Origin of the sequence: Pseudoalteromonas sp. 120-MNA-CIBAN-0494 (genome assembly GCF_040308885.1) — a bacterium.
Taxonomy (GTDB): domain Bacteria; phylum Pseudomonadota; class Gammaproteobacteria; order Enterobacterales; family Alteromonadaceae; genus Pseudoalteromonas; species Pseudoalteromonas nigrifaciens.
Map to the genome: position 1 here is coordinate 1 of NZ_JBEOOE010000035.1, position 15,256 is coordinate 15,256.

The 15,256-nt window shown below is 39.6% G+C and carries 14 protein-coding genes; 10 read left to right on the forward strand and 4 right to left on the reverse strand.

Annotation, left to right across the window (positions count from 1 at the left end; translation table 11 throughout):
- Positions 1-79 precede the first annotated feature (79 nt).
- Positions 80-964 (reverse strand): LysR family transcriptional regulator, encoded by an 885-nt coding sequence (locus tag AAEY55_RS15550; protein ID WP_197183048.1) that lies wholly within the window; start codon positions 962-964, stop codon positions 80-82.
- 104 nt (positions 965-1,068) lie between these two features.
- Between AAEY55_RS15550 and AAEY55_RS15555 the strand changes: the two genes are divergently transcribed.
- The 6 genes from AAEY55_RS15555 to AAEY55_RS15580 all read left to right on the forward strand — a co-directional run bounded on the left by AAEY55_RS15555 (position 1,069) and on the right by AAEY55_RS15580 (position 6,491).
- Positions 1,069-1,569, forward strand: a complete 501-nt coding sequence (locus AAEY55_RS15555) for a lactoylglutathione lyase family protein (protein WP_011329672.1) — start codon at positions 1,069-1,071, stop codon at positions 1,567-1,569.
- Positions 1,570-2,129: 560 nt separating this feature from the next.
- Positions 2,130-2,750, forward strand: a complete 621-nt coding sequence (locus tag AAEY55_RS15560) for a fused MFS/spermidine synthase (RefSeq protein WP_089369011.1) — start codon at positions 2,130-2,132, stop codon at positions 2,748-2,750.
- A gap of 13 nt (positions 2,751-2,763) precedes the next feature.
- Positions 2,764-3,651 carry a spermidine synthase gene (locus tag AAEY55_RS15565; protein WP_197183054.1) on the forward strand — a complete coding sequence of 296 codons (888 nt, stop codon included), beginning with the start codon at positions 2,764-2,766 and terminating at the stop codon, positions 3,649-3,651.
- Between the two features lie 231 nt (positions 3,652-3,882).
- On the forward strand, positions 3,883-4,374 hold the full coding sequence (locus AAEY55_RS15570) for a MarR family transcriptional regulator (RefSeq protein ID WP_086997207.1): 492 nt from the start codon (positions 3,883-3,885) through the stop codon (positions 4,372-4,374).
- Positions 4,364-5,431, forward strand: a complete 1,068-nt coding sequence (locus AAEY55_RS15575; RefSeq protein WP_179807978.1) for an HlyD family secretion protein — start codon at positions 4,364-4,366, stop codon at positions 5,429-5,431. Before AAEY55_RS15570 ends, AAEY55_RS15575 begins: the two co-directional genes overlap by 11 nt.
- Positions 5,432-5,441: 10 nt before the next feature.
- Positions 5,442-6,491: a DUF2955 domain-containing protein gene (locus AAEY55_RS15580; RefSeq protein ID WP_197183049.1), complete on the forward strand. Its 1,050-nt coding sequence runs from the start codon at positions 5,442-5,444 to the stop codon at positions 6,489-6,491.
- Between the two features lie 225 nt (positions 6,492-6,716).
- Here AAEY55_RS15580 and arfB read toward each other — a convergent pair whose 3' ends face one another.
- On the reverse strand, positions 6,717-7,130 hold the full coding sequence (arfB, locus tag AAEY55_RS15585) for an alternative ribosome rescue aminoacyl-tRNA hydrolase ArfB (RefSeq protein ID WP_011329681.1): 414 nt from the start codon (positions 7,128-7,130) through the stop codon (positions 6,717-6,719).
- A gap of 180 nt (positions 7,131-7,310) precedes the next feature.
- Here arfB and AAEY55_RS15590 point away from each other — a divergent pair, with 180 nt between their 5' ends.
- The gene (locus AAEY55_RS15590) at positions 7,311-11,366 is read left to right on the forward strand and encodes a DEAD/DEAH box helicase (protein ID WP_197183050.1); all 4,056 of its coding nucleotides are present in this window, start codon (positions 7,311-7,313) and stop codon (positions 11,364-11,366) included.
- Positions 11,367-11,646: 280 nt separating this feature from the next.
- On the opposite strand, the gene AAEY55_RS15595 is transcribed toward AAEY55_RS15590, so the two are convergent.
- Positions 11,647-12,219 (reverse strand): uracil-DNA glycosylase family protein, encoded by a 573-nt coding sequence (locus tag AAEY55_RS15595; RefSeq protein ID WP_226898081.1) that lies wholly within the window; start codon positions 12,217-12,219, stop codon positions 11,647-11,649.
- A 156-nt stretch (positions 12,220-12,375) separates the two neighbouring features.
- The gene (locus tag AAEY55_RS15600) at positions 12,376-12,732 is read right to left on the reverse strand and encodes a VOC family protein (RefSeq protein ID WP_192532275.1); all 357 of its coding nucleotides are present in this window, start codon (positions 12,730-12,732) and stop codon (positions 12,376-12,378) included.
- Positions 12,733-12,936: 204 nt separating this feature from the next.
- Here AAEY55_RS15600 and AAEY55_RS15605 point away from each other — a divergent pair, with 204 nt between their 5' ends.
- From AAEY55_RS15605 to AAEY55_RS15615, 3 genes are read left to right on the forward strand one after another with little or no spacing between them, the layout of a single operon-like run.
- Positions 12,937-13,290 carry a hypothetical protein gene (locus tag AAEY55_RS15605; protein ID WP_086997219.1) on the forward strand — a complete coding sequence of 118 codons (354 nt, stop codon included), beginning with the start codon at positions 12,937-12,939 and terminating at the stop codon, positions 13,288-13,290.
- The gene (locus tag AAEY55_RS15610; protein ID WP_350552095.1) at positions 13,287-14,888 is read left to right on the forward strand and encodes a PepSY-associated TM helix domain-containing protein; all 1,602 of its coding nucleotides are present in this window, start codon (positions 13,287-13,289) and stop codon (positions 14,886-14,888) included. The genes AAEY55_RS15605 and AAEY55_RS15610 overlap by 4 nt, the downstream gene beginning before the upstream one ends.
- Positions 14,885-15,220 carry a DUF3325 domain-containing protein gene (locus AAEY55_RS15615; protein WP_193039031.1) on the forward strand — a complete coding sequence of 112 codons (336 nt, stop codon included), beginning with the start codon at positions 14,885-14,887 and terminating at the stop codon, positions 15,218-15,220. Before AAEY55_RS15610 ends, AAEY55_RS15615 begins: the two co-directional genes overlap by 4 nt.
- Positions 15,221-15,256: the final 36 nt, after the last annotated feature.

A 15,256-nucleotide genomic window follows, 5' to 3' on the forward strand; every position in this document is an offset into this window, starting at 1 on the left:
CAGGAACTTGCCTTATGAGTGATCACAAGGCCCCGATGGTTTTAAACTAATCGGAATCCCCCTCCTTTCCTGAACTTTTTCAGGCGCTTGGCGAGGTGGTGGAGGATGTCAATGTGCTAATTACTGTATGCATACGTTTTGCTAATGGCCTGTTGCGATGGTGGCACACGTAAATATTTTCACTTATAGGGTTTGCCAAATAATGAGTTTGTATAAGTTTAGGCTTATTAAACGCACTTATTGCATGCGCAGGTAACACAGTAAAGCCCAGGCCTAAGCTTACCGGCTCCAGTATTAAACTAATTTGATTAGAAAAACCGGTGTGTTTTATTTGCTCTAAATGTTCAAACTGCGGGTAGTTTTCGCTCAACAAAAGTTGCGCATGGTGTTTAGCGTCGGGGTGAGCAATAAAGCCAAGTTCACATAAAGCTTGCCATGTTGGGGTTTTAATATGTGCAGGGGTAACTAATAGTAACGGCTCTGTACCTATTTTATGGCTGGTTACTTCGCTAAGTGTGGGGGCTTGGGTTAAAAAACCAATGTCGGCATTATGGTTAGCTACAGCCTGCTCAACACTTATATTTGGCGCAAAGCGGTAGTCAATATTCAGCCCTTGGTGCTTTGTTTGCAAAGCTAATAACTGGCTATAAAACTGCAATCCACAACTACCAGGCGACTGTATTTTTACTTTACCGCTGTAAGGCGAGTCGTCTTTTAATTGCTGCTCTAAAAACTGCCACTCTTTAAGTAATAAACTGCCTTGTTGATATAGATTTTGCCCATGCACAGTAAGCGAAAACTGTTTGCCGTGTCTTTCTAGCAAAGCACAGTTAACGTGCTGCTCTAATTTTTTAATGTGTTGGCTTACACCCGACTGGGTCATGTGGAGGCGATCGGCTGTTTGCGTAAAGTGGTTTACCTCAACCAAAGTACAAAACGTATTTAACCATATGGGATTTATCATTACAAAATGTACTCAAAATGATGATTAATGATTATTTTACTTAATTTAACTGGCTTCGTAAACTAAACGCATTAACCAGTAACAAGATAAGCAGGAACATTATTATGAGTCATACCTATCCACGTAGTTTTTCGCATATTGGTATTTCGGTACCAAACGTTGAAAAAGCAGTAGAGTTTTATACCCAAGTTATGGGTTGGTACACTATTATGGAGCCAACCGAAATACTCGAAGACAAAAGCCCAATAGGCGAAATGTGTACTGAAGTGTTTGGTGAAAAATGGGAAAAATTTAAAATAGCGCACTTATCTACAGGCGATCGTATTGGTGTAGAAATTTTTGAATTTAAAAACCAAGAAAACCCAAAAGATAACTTTGAATATTGGAAAACCGGTATTTTTCATTTTTGTGTGCAAGACCCAGATGTTGAAGGCCTAGCAGAGCGTATTGTAGCAGCCGGTGGTAAAAAACGTATGGCCGAGCCACGTTACTACTACCCAGGTGAAAAACCATACCGCATGATCTATATGGAAGACCCGTTTGGTAATATCCTAGAAATATACAGCCACAGCTACGAACTTATTTATAGCGCCGGTGCATACTAAGTTAGTGTGTAGCTAGTATTTAAATATATAAAGGCTGCAGTGAGCTACTGCAGCTTTTTTATTGCCTAAAATTAAGTAGACACCCACACTTATTATCCGAATTTAGGGTATTTGAACAAAGCCATTCTTAGTTAAATATTCACTGGTTTTAAAGTGGGTATTCAGATAGTTAGGTGTCTAGATAATTATTTCAGATAGAGAGTTAAGTAGACACCTACACTTATTATCAATATTTGAGTAAAACTATTCTTGGTTAAATAATCACTGGTTTTTAAAGTGGGTGTCTACTTAATAGTTAATAGTTAAACAAACACCCACACTTATTGTCAGTATTTGAACAAAACTATTCTTAGTTAAATAATCACTGGTTTTTAAGATGGGTGTTTAGGTAATTGATAAATTATAAAGTGGGTGTCTACTTAATTGGGTTTTAGTTGGTTGCCTTAGCTGCTTCATTTGGGGCAGTACTGTAAACGCCCTTTACAGTATAAAAATAAAGCATAGCCAGTTATTGAGCATCACGTTAATATGGACAAAAATAACACGATAAGAATTATAAAATGTTAAACAAAACCAATGCACTTATTTACTTTTTGGCCTTTAGTAGTGGCTTTAGTATTATGGGAATTGAGCTATTAGGTGGGCGTATTTTAGCGCCGTTTTTTGGTAGTAGCGTACATATTTGGGGCAGTATAATTACGGTATTTATGCTGAGCCTATCGTTTGGTTATTTACTTGGCGGTAAATTGTCAATTAAGCGCCCTAGCCTAGCCAAGTACGGGAGTATTTTTTTACTGGCAAGCATTATGGTGTTGCCCATTGCGTTATTTGCTAACCCGATAATGGAATTTATTTTTACTCACATTGAAGACAGCCGCTATGGCTCGTTACTCGCCTCTACGGCATTATTTTTTGTTCCTACTATTATATTGGGCATGATCTCCCCTTACTCGGTTCGGCTTTTAGTTACCGACAGCGAACACAGCGGCCAAGTTGCTGGCGGGTTATATTTTGTAAGTACCTTGGGCAGCGCACTAGGCACTATTATTACCTCATTTTATATGGTGCTCGCGTTTGACGTAAATGCCATAATAATTGGTTTTGCCTTAACTTTAGCGGTATTAGGCTTACTAGCCATACTGGTAAATAAACTATTTTTAGCGGAGCGTCGTTATGCATAAAAGCAATTTTTACATGGTTTTATATGTGCTGATGTTATTAAGCTTGTTGTTTTCACACTTAAGTGTGGCTAAAACAATACATAGCGAGCGCTCGCTTTATCGTAATATATTAGTGGAAGAAACCGGTAATTTACGCTGTTTAAAGTTTGATGAAAAATCTAGCCAAAGTAGTCAAAGTTGCATGTATATTAACGAGCCAAAAAAGTTAGTTTTTAATTACACTAAATTGGTGTTTTCAAGCTTGTTGCTAATAGAAGATCCTAAAAAAGTACTTATTATTGGTTTAGGCGGTGGCACTTTGTCTAACACCATTTCAGAGCTTTACCCTAAGGCAATAATCGAAAATATTGAAATAGATCCTGCGGTAATTAAAGTGGCCCGCGATTACTTTAATTTTAAAGAAAGTACTAAGGTAACGGCAAAAGTACAAGACGGTCGTATTTTTATAAAACGTGCGGCGCTTAAAAAACAGCAGTTTGATTGGATAATTTTAGATGCATTTAATGGCGACTACATTCCCGAGCATTTACTAACTAAAGAGTTTTTTGAAGAGTTAAAAAGTGTGCTTGCGAGTGACGGCGTTATTGCGGCCAATACGTTTTCATCGAGCAAACTGTACGAGCACGAGTCGGCCACTTATAACGCTGTTTTTGGCGACTTTATTAACGTTAGCCGAAAAAACCACAGTAATCGTATTATTTTAGCCGGCAATAAAAGTACCCTTACCCAAGCGCATATAAATAAACGCGTAAATGAGTTAACCCCCCTGCTATTGCCTTACGGTGTAAATATTAAAGCTATTAGCCAAATGCTGCACTTTACAAAAAATAATCACGATTGGCCTGAAAATATAAAAGTCCTTACCGATCAATACTCCCCTGCTAACCTACTCAACTTTTAGCCTAGGGCGTGTTTGGTATTTATGTGTGGTTACCGCCTTTTTATGGGAGTAACCACACTACACAGGCTCTGCCTTACCTAAAACCAAATATAACGCTGCAAATTAAATCTTAAAAGATCAACAACCCCTAGTGTTTTAGCGGCTAAACCTTTACTAAACCCTAGCTAAATATTTACTTAGCATGCTAACTAATGGTAAAGTGCTTAGCATGCTAAGTAGTTAGAGGTTGAAATGTCTAAACCGGTTCCTTTTCATGAAACACTCGATTTAACCTTGTGTGGCAGTATGGGTCGAGTGCATAGATTATGCCGAGAAGTTGTTACAGTTGCCGTTGAGCCGCTAGGCTTAACTCAATCGCGTTGGATTGCTTTGGTGCATATAAATATGCTTAAAGAAGGGGTAACTCAACAAGCGTTGGCGCATAGTTTAGGCATAGAAATGCCGTCGCTTACGCGTACCCTTAAGCAACTCGAAGAGCTTACTCTTATTACCCGTCAAGTTGATAAGCACGATAAGCGCAGTAAAAAAATTTATTTTACAGAGCAAGGCCGCAATATATTAAAGGCGGTAGAGGCACAGATCACTGATATTAAAAATCAGCTTTATAATGGACTAAACGATGAGCAGTTAGATGCAATGGCTCATGGTTTAATTAAAATGGAAGACAACGCAAAAAATTATATTAAATATCACAGTTCTAATAAGGTTAACAATGACACCTGATCAAAAATTTGCGCGCTATGTGAGGCTTTCACTCGTTGGATTCATTTTAGTGTTTTTATACTATGTTATAGCCGATATTTGGCTGCCAGTAACGCCACAAGCGCGTGTTTACCACCCAGTAGTACAAATCTCACCGCAAATAAGTGGCCGTGTTACTAAGGTGTTAGTTAGCAATAACCAACCGGTAAAGGCTGGCGATATATTGTTTGAGATAGATCAAAGCACTTACTTACTGGCTGTTGAACAAGCTAAACTAACCCTCGATGATGCCAAATTACAAAATAAACGCCTTGATACGAATGTTAAAGCGCTTGAGGCACAAATTAGTGCAGCTAAAGCAAAACAACATGAGCAAAGCTTATTAAAAAGTAGAGGCGAAAAGCTCTATAAGCAAAACTCTATATCGGAACAAGAGCTGGAGAGTATTCGGGCTAATTTTGCTGCAAGTAAATCAAACGTAGCGGCTTTTGAAGCGCAATTAGCCGAAGCTGTTTTAGCGCGTGGCACATCAGGGGAGGATAACTTAGCGCTGCGCCATGGAGCGAATCAGTTAGCGCAAGCTGAGCTTAACTTATCGTACACACAAGTACGTGCTTTAAGCGATGGTGTGGTTGCCAACTTGCAATTACTTGACGGTGCTTATGCTCTTAGTGGCCAACCTTTGTTAGCTATTGTGGCTAAAAAGGCTGATTTAGTAGCCGACTTTCGTGAAAAATCACTGCTTAATATGCACCCAGGTAGTTTAGCAAAAGTGGTTTTTGATAGCCGCCCCGGTGAAGTATACGACGCAAAAATTAGTACCTTTGAAGCGGGTGTAAGCGATGGCCAATTAAGTGCCAATGGCTTGCTAAGCACTACCGAAACCAGTAACCGTTGGGTACGCGACGCACAGCGCCAACGTATTCATTTGCAGTTATTAAAAAACGATCAAGCGCTAATTGCTAATATGCCTAGTGGCGCGCGTGCTACGGTGCAACTACTTCCAGAGTCAAAATTTGGACAATGGTTAGGCGCATCACAAATACGTTTTATTAGCTGGTTACATTACATTTATTAGTGGAGGCAAAATGAGTCAAAAAATTAGCCAGTCTCCACAACTTGACTCTAACGGCCTACGCCAAGCGCTGCGTATTGCCGGCGGGTGCACGTTAGGGTTTGCTATTAGTAAATTAATGAACTGGCCAAATGGGATTTTTTTTACTGTTTACCCCATGTTGCTATTAGGTTTAGTGCCAACGTTAAATAAATCTGTGGTTAGGCAGTTTTTTGCCAGTGCTGCGTTTAGTGCGTTTGTTGTACTTGTATTGCAGGGGTTATTTTCGCACTTGCCGGTGCTTATGGTACTGATTGTATTTGCCTGCTTTTGTATTTTATTTTACCAAATGAGTAGCGGAAGTGGCTTTTTGTTTGGTGCCTTAGGTGCGGTTAGTTTATCGATTCAATTACACTTTGCCAGCTACGTAACTGGTAGTAGCAGTATTTATCCGCTTATTTTAAGTAACGGTATAGCCATTATTTTAACTGTAGTAATTGCAGCATTGATGCATGGTTTATTTCCCGATGTTACTGCGCGCCCTGGGCGTGCAGTGCCAACAAAAGATAAAGCAAGTATTCGTCACGAAGTGCTGTTGTGCTCAAGCGTGGCTACGTTATCGTTTATTGTTTTTCAGGCACTGGATTTACAAGACTCTATTTCGGCGCAGGCGGCATCTATTTTAATTTTATTTTCGTTATGCTGGAAAGCCGCAGGCATAGCCAGTTGGCAGCGTATAATTGGCACGCTTATAGGCTGTAATGCCGCACTTTTGTCGCAGCTATTTTTATACACCCATACCGACTTTTTACTGTTTCCTGTTATTGTGTTGTGGATTTTATCGTTTATATTTAGTCGTTTTCATATTTTAGGTGGGGGGCCGCCGGGCATTGGCTTTGGTGTTTTAACCACGTTTGGTATTTTATTTGGGCAGTCGTTAGCCCCGGGGCAAGACTTGATTTACAGTGCGCTGTATAGGTTTAGTTCTGTGACAGTGGCTGTTGTTATTAGCTTAAGTGCGGTATATGCGATGCATAGATTATTAAATAAATTTAATACTACACGCCATCATACCTACGATTAGCGTTAACATCGATGCTGATTTTGGGTTACAAGCGCTGAGCTTGCAGCCCACTTCCCTTTCTTCTTTAAAGCGCAGCGCCTCATCCCTTTTTTGTGAATAATTTACTTAATGGGCTATTACACAAAAAACAGACGCATATAAAATAGATATCAGAAAAAGAAGAAGTCTTATATCAAGAAAATATTCGGGCTTCGCCCGCGCGTCAGCAAGCTTAACGCCTTACTTTTAAAGCTTAATATTGCCGCGTAACGCTTTGGTTTGGCCGTGTTTGGTTTTTTTATCCATGCGTTTACGCTGCGAATTACGGCTCGGTTTAGTGGCTCTGCGGGCTTTATTTACTTTAGTTGCGCTAATAATTAGATCTTTTAAGCGTTTAAATGCATCTTCGCGATTAAGCTCTTGTGTGCGGTGGCTTTGCGCTTTTATTATTAATACGCCGTCTTTGGTTATGCGGCTGTCGTTTAGTGCAAGTAAACGTTCTTTATAAAAGTCGGGTAATTTAGAGCGGTTAATATCAAAACGAAGATGGATAGCGCTGGCTACTTTATTAACGTTTTGTCCACCGGCACCTTGCGAGCGAACTGCGGTTAATTCGACTTCCCATTCATCAATGGTCACGGTATTTGAAATAGTTAACATTAGACTCAGCTAGTTTTTATAAAAATCTAGTATACCATTTGTAATTAACTATACCCAAATCAAGGTAAGCAGCTATTAATTGGCGTAAATTTAACCCTTAACGGTTAAGCAGCCCTTTAGGTTGTAACCTAAAGGCGCGGGAGTATATACTCAGTTATCTTGTGTTTATTTTAGTGTTTTATGTCTTTATCTACTTTTGCCCCAGTAACCACGATTGATGATCAAAAAAAGCTTTGTGTTTTATTAAGTTTACTTTTAAGTTCTTCATCTTACAGCTACCAAAATTCGCCTCAGCTATTTTCTAAACTGCTATTTAATCATTTTATAAACGGGTATTCGTTTTCACTCGCCGAAGTAAAAAAAATTACCCGCGAGTTAGAAGAACAATCACTGGTTTGGGAGCAACCGTTTAGGCAAAATCATAAACTTTCTATTGATGCCATCGTATATGCAATTGTAAGTTTGTTAGAGTACTGCCCTGGCTTAATTAAAAACTTTTTAACGCAAATAACCACCATATACCGCTTTAACGACAGTGCTTTAATGTTTATGTTTGAACTATTTAATAGCATTGAAAAAAGTGAAGGCTCACCGTTAGCGTCATCTGCAGAGCCTGAAATTGATCATCACTTTATTAATTTACTAGCACAATCAAAATACAGTAAGCAGCTTTGGTTAGCTTTACCCGCGCAGTGGCAACAAATATGTTTAGAGCATTTTATTCGCGGTGAGTTTTTTAATCTAACAGCTGAGCATTCATGGCCATCAATAGTAAAAAGTACTGCAACTGCTATTGAGCCAAGTAAGCGAATTTATTTAAACGAAAGCTTAGCTACGCTGCTGCAACAACCTGACTATAATGAACTACTCATTGATAAGTCGCACAGTAACTTAGCAATATTTAGTCAGGCTAATAGCCTTGCCATTGACGGCACTCATTTAGAATTAGCGCTGCAACAATTTAAAACGGGGTTAACGCTTTATCGTAAAACCTTTGTTAAGGGTAGCTATCCGTGTGAAATAAGCGGTTTACTGTATATGGTGTGTTTATATGCCAGTGGTACAGAAGCTGATTTAAAACAGCTAAAAACACATAAAAATTGGTATAACAAACAACTCGGCGAGCTCAGTAGTACAACGCAAGCCATTGAATTTTTGTTACTAGCACCCGAACAAGTAATAAGTTTTGAGCAGCGCTTACTACACGATACGATTGCAAACCTACAGGCAAACCCAAACGCACTAGCGCCTCTTTTTTGCCTATTACTGGCGTTAATAAAGCACGGCAGCGAAGAGCAAATTAATACCCTTAGAGACAACAGTAAACTGCTGAGCCAATTAATTCATTCAAGCCAACAGCATCAGCACTGGCTAGGTGAGCAATGCACGCATTTAGCAAATTGGCTAACGCACGATACGCCATTGCCAGATACCGGTTTATTACAGCATTTTAAACGCGTGCCACAATGGCAGCGTTGGTTAAATGAAATAAGCAAAATAGACACTCCAGCGCAAAATGAGCGCCTAGTTTGGCAGCTCGACCTTACCCATTTAGACCTGCCACTTATTCAAGCTAAAGTGCAAAAACACAACAGCAAAGGCGAATGGACTAAAGGCCGTAAAGTAAATATTTATGATCTTGACGATGATCAATACCGACATTTACTTAGCCCAGCCGATCATAATTTAGTGCAAGTAATTAGTAATCATGCGGGCTTTGGTTACAGTGAAGTACAAGCAACCAGCGCAGTGTTGCAAGCGCTAATTAACTTCAAAGGGCTTGAAGACATTAAAGGTAACTTAGTTACGCTTAACAAAGGTGAGTTTATAATTGAAATTGGGCAAAATATTAACGACTGTTACCAATTAATTATACAGCCTAAAATTACCGACATAGACGGCGACTTTTTACTTACCCACAGCCACGCGAATAGTTACCAAGTATTTGTAGTAGACGACAAACAACACAAACTAAATAGCTTGCTTGCTCAGCAACCTAATAACTTAACAGAAGAAAAACTGCCACAACTTAATGCGGCATTAGAGGCCTTGTCGGAGGATCATTATATTAGCAGTAGCCGCAGCGAGTTTTCTGCGGTTAATAACGTGCGCCAAGGGCTTGTTGATTTAGCCGCAGTAATTAAGTTAACCCCAATGGGTATAGACGTTAACTTTTATACTATGCCATTTGGTGTTGACGGCCCATGGGTTGAGCCCGCAATAGGCGCAATAACCTTAGCCTATAGCGATAACGAGCAAGCCGATAACAGCGTTGTAAAACGTGATTTAAAAGCAGAAAAACGCGCTTTAAAAAACCTACTTAGTAATTTAGCTGGCGTATTTGCCGATCAAGAGCATCCGCAGTATAACAGCGCGCATCAGCAGTTTTATTTACCAGAAGATATTAGCCAAGCCATAATACAATTAGAGGCCGCGCAAAAAGACAACGCACTAGTATTAAGTTGGGATGAAAACGCCCAAGGTATGAAGGTTGCCAATAGTAAGCACCTTTCTCTTAATTTAAATGATGATAACGATTGGCTCAGTGTTAGTGGTAAATTATCGCTTCCCGATGGTCAAATTATTGCTTTGCAAACACTCCTTAAAGCCCCGCGTCGTGGCAGTATTATAGAGTTTGACGAAAATAACTCGTTATTATTAGATCAGCGCCTAACTAACTTATTAAATCGCTTAGAGGGCATGCAAAGTAAAACTAAAAACGCCCCCGACGATCAACTTCGTATTGCTAATGCGCGCGCTCTTCCTTTGTATCACAGTGCTGCAGAATTGAGTGATGTTAGCTTTGGTGCAAACTGGCAACAGCGCTTAGCTAAATTTGAGCGCCCAAGTGAACCTGTATTACCCGCGTATTTAGTTAATATATTACGCGACTACCAAGTGGTTGGCGTAAAATGGTTAATGCAACTGGCTAACTGGGGGTTAAATGCCTGTTTAGCCGATGATATGGGCTTAGGTAAAACGCTACAAACACTCAACGTATTACAAATGCGCAGTGCTTTAGGTGCCAGCTTAGTTATAGCGCCAAAATCGGTATGTCATAACTGGCAGGTAGAGGCTGCGCGATTTACCCCTACCCTCAATATTAAAACTATTGATAATGCAGCCGCAACTGATGAGGTGCTAGCCGGTGCTACCGCTAATGACCTAGTAATTGTTAGTTATGGCTTATTACCTTTAATAGGGGATCAATTAGCTGCGTACGAATTTGCCAATATTGTACTAGACGAAGCACAAGCCATTAAAAATCCATTAAGCCTTCGCGCTAAAGCTGCTTTTGCACTTAATGGCCAGTTTAAAGTTGCGCTTTCGGGCACACCTATCGAAAATCATTTAGGTGAACTGTGGAGCCTATTTAACTTTTTAATGCCGGGTTTTTTACATTCATTAGCTGAGTTTAAAAAGCGCTTTGGTAATGCCGATAAAAATCAGCAGCAGGCTGATACGTTAAAAACATTAATTGCGCCGTTTATTTTACGCCGTAATAAAAAAACGGTACTTACCGAGTTACCCGATAAAACCGAAATAAACCTTACTTTTGCGCTCAGCGATAAAGAGCAAGCTCTTTACGAAGCCACTCGCTTAAACGCGCTTGAGCAAGCCAGCCAAGAAGACAGCCAATACATTACTATATTGGCGTCATTAACTAAATTGCGCCGCGCGTGTATTGCTCCGCAGTTATTAATTGAAAACAGTAAGTTACCGTCAAGTAAACTCGACACCGCCGAAGCAATAATTGAAGAATTACTTGAAAATGATCACCAAGCACTTATTTTTAGCCAGTTTGTTGATGTACTTAAATTAGTTGAACAGCGACTAAAAAAACGCGGTATAGCATATTGTTACCTTGATGGCAGCATGAGCAGCAACAAACGCAAGCAACAGGTTGATAAGTTTCAGGCAGGTGAGGCGCCTTTATTTTTAATTAGTTTAAAAGCTGGCGGCACCGGGCTTAATTTAACTGCCGCCGACTATGTGCTGCACTTAGATCCTTGGTGGAACCCCGCGGTTGAGCAGCAAGCCTCCGACAGAGCGCACCGCTTAGGGCAAACACGCCCTGTAACCGTGTATCGTTTAATTGCGCAAAACACCATAGAAGAAAAAATACTGCAACTGCATGAGCACAAACAAGCCCTTGCCGACAAAGTGCTCAGCGGCAGCAGCAACACCGGGCAATTATCAAAAGATCAGTTATTGTCTTTGTTGCAAAATCAGTAAAAATAAAGCGTTTAGTACTAAGTGCGATTTAAAGTCGCACTTACAATAAAATTTAAGCACAGCCATAGGTTTACTCGAAGTTGCTAAGCTTGCTGGCGCGATATTTTCAACGAAAATATAATTATTTAAATGTTTGCATTAGATACGCGTAATATGAGTAGACAAAAGCAAACGTACTTGGTTTTACTCGTAGGCGCTAAGCTTGCTGGCGCAATATTTTCAACGAAAATATAATTATTTAAATGTTTGCATTAGGTGTGCGCGGCAACAAGCTACTTGCCTACAATAATACCTCTGCTACGCGTTTTTTTAACTCTGGCAGTACCTCCTGTTCAAACCAAGGATTCTTTTTAAGCCAAATATTATTACGCGGGCTGGGGTGTGGTAGTACTAAATGGCTTGGCCAATAGTCACGCCACGATTTTACTAACTCAGTAAGCGGTAGCTTTTTAGTGTCGGGTAAATGATAAGCCTGAGCATACTTACCTAGCACAATAGTGAGCTGTAAATTAGGCAAGGCGGCTAAAAGCTGCGCGCGCCAAGCTGGGGCACATTCTTTACGTGGTGGTAAATCGCCCGACTTGCCTTTACCCGGATAGCAAAACCCCATAGGTAAAATTGCAATGTTATTGGCATCATAAAACTGATCGTTAGTAAGCCCTAACCACTGCCTTAGGCGTTCACCGCTTTGATCGTTAAACGGTATACCGCTTTGGTGTACTTTTATACCGGGCGCTTGGCCTGCAATTAATATTCGGGCGTTAGGGTTAAATTGTATAACGGGGCGCGCTCCTAACGGTAATTGCGGCTCGCAGATCACGCATTTACTAACTTGAGCTACTAATTCATTCAATTCTATCTTTTTTGACTGTTTTTCACTCAAATTTAGGCCTCTATTCGTTATTTGTGGTATTGAGTTGGTAAAAAATCGGTTTATTTTAGCGTGCCTAACTACTAGTTAGTATAATAGTGATCTATTACTGGTTATGCACTTAACCTGTTATATAACCTAGTGTTTTTCAGCCCATACTGCAAACTCATTACCGCTTGGCTCGGTAAAATGAAACCTACAACCGCCAGGAAATTCAAAAATAGGTTTAATTACTTTACCGCCGTATAAGGTTACTTTTCTTTGTGTTGCATGAATATCGCTGCTGTAAAAAACCAATAGCGCCCCACCCTCTTCAGTACTCGATTTTAACGGCGATTGGTAAAACCCACCATTAAGCTCTTGCCCGCTAAAAGCCGAGTAGTCTGGGCCGTAGTCGGTAAATTGCCAATTAAAAACTTGGCTAAAAAACGCTTTAGTTGCGGTTAAATTAGCGGCTGGAAACTCTACATAGTTTAGCTTTTCGTGATTATTCATCATTATTCTACTTACTATTTTTAAAGGGTAAATTAACCATAAACCTAAGTTAACTACCAAGCAAGGCGCTTAAGCGTATTTGGGATCAATATTATACTAAGTTAAAGTTAATTTACGCATGCAAATAGGAATCACTATCTTTTGTATTCATAAACTATATAATAGCACTTTTATTTTTCGCCATATTTAAGGGATTGACTCATTATGCAGGCTTCATCACTTAGTTTAGGGTCAACTAAGCTGCTTTTATTAAAGCCGCTTTTGATATTTCAGCACATAAGCCATTTTAGTTATGCTTTTAAAGTGTGTTTACGCTTTTTAATTGCCATTGTCGGTGGCTACTTTTTTACTGCGGTGAGCTGTTCGCTACTGAGCGCTATTTTGCCACTAAATAAAGCAGATGCAGTTTTGATGAGCGTGTCGTTAAGTATTTTAATTTATACGCTGGTATTTATTTACGCTTTTTATGTTAAGTCATTAAAAACAGTATGGATCAGTATTTTACTAGCTACTGCAGCACAATTAAGTTTATTAGCACTAATAAAGGGTTGGGTATGAAGGATAGTTTTTTTCGTTCAATGACCTGGTTACATACCTGGGTTGGGCTATTAGTGTGTTGGTTACTTTATTTGATCTTTTTTTCTGGTACGTTGAGCTTTTTTAGAGACGAAATGAGTTTATGGAATCAGCCCGAAATTCATAATATTCAAGCGCAAACTGATCGTATAAGTGCCCAAAAACAGCAAATAATTACAGGTTTTGATTACCTAAACGCTCAAGCAAGCAATGCTCCAAATTGGCGTATAACACTTCCTGAACAACGCGTACCTTACTTAACCTACGGCTTTGCAAAACCTAAAGAGCCGGGCCAGCGTAGAAGTAAATTTGAAAACACGCAATTAGATCCAAATACTATGCAGCCGCTTGCACCTTTTAGAGAAACCAAAGGTGGTAACTTTTTTTATCGCCTGCATTTTGATTTACATTACATAGATGTTATTACAGCGCGCTGGATTGTGTGTTTTGCGAGCTTATTTATGCTAATTGCGATTGTATCGGGGGTGGTGATCCACAAGCGTATTTTTAAAGATATGTTTACCTTTAGGCGTAATAAAGGCAGCCGCACATGGCTCGACGCTCATAATATAAGCTCAGTATTAGCTCTGCCCTTTCATTTAATGATTACCTACACCGGGTTAATTACCTTAATATTTATGCTGTTTCCTTATCCGGCAGAAACTAGTTACGACAAAGGTATGCGAGACTTTTTTAATGATGTTACACCACGCAATAATGTAACTGACAAAGCGCAGGGTGCAGCGCCTATGGTAAAAGTAAATAGCATTTTAGATCAACTTTATACTAAGTGGCCAAATGCTGATATTCGCCGTGTACAGGTAAGTAATCCTAATATGGCAGCATCAACTATCACTGTACTAGTTAGCCCACAAAAAGCATTTCGTGACCAAACGCCGCGGTTAATATTTAGTGGCGCCACTGGGGAGTTAGTAGCCCAAACCGATGAAGAACTAAGTGCAGGTAAAGCGCTTTATGAATCGTTAAACTCAATGCATACCGGGCGCTTAGCCGAACCATTACTACGTTGGCTCTACTTTTTAGGAGGTGTTGCGGGTTGTGTAATGATTGCCTCTGGCTGCATTATGTGGGCAAAACGCTTACGTGAGCGAATGAAAAAAAATGCTCACCCATCGTTTGGCTTAAAATTAGTCGAAGGATTAAACCTAGCTACTTTAATGGGGCTTCCTTTAGCTACCTGTGCGTTTTTTATTGCTAATAGAGTACTTAGCCTACAAGTTGCCGGGCGTGCTGATAAAGAAGTGTTGGCGTTCTTTTTAACCTGGCTTGTGGTGGCTATTGTAGCGCTTATAAAGCGCGATAGAGTGCAATGGCGAGTTATGGCGGCAATAAATAGCTTAGCCTGTTTAGCAGTGCCTGTAATTAATGCGCTAACAACTAACGGTAATATAGTTAGTTATTTAATAAATAAACAGTGGGCGTTATTCACCTTTGATGCGCTGTTTATACTCTCAGGCATATTGTTTTTTATACAAACCGAAAAATTACGTACTGCCAAGCCAACTACAAAAGCGATAAAAAAAAATACTAGTTCTGACTTAAAAGGACAAAAAGCATGATGGAGTTATTACAGTTTAGCCTCTGTTTGCTGGCTTTTAACGCGTTTGCGTTGGCTAAATTTAATCATTTTAAAGATGTTTTTAAAAAACGGCCGACTAATTTGCAAAGAAAATACCTCCTAGTTACCGCTTGGATCAGTATTTTACTAAGTCTGCTCCTTTGTGTGAATGATCAAGGCGGGTATGGTGCGTTGCTTTTTTGTGGTTATATGTCGCTAAGCGCTTTAATTATAATGGTTTTTTATAATTTTATAACTCAGCTTGTTAAAGTTTTTAGTGTGTTAAATTTGGTTGTAACAGCCTTAACTACTCTACTTTTAGTATTAAACTAGGCTAAGTTAGTAAAATACTGATCTGCTAGTGTAGTT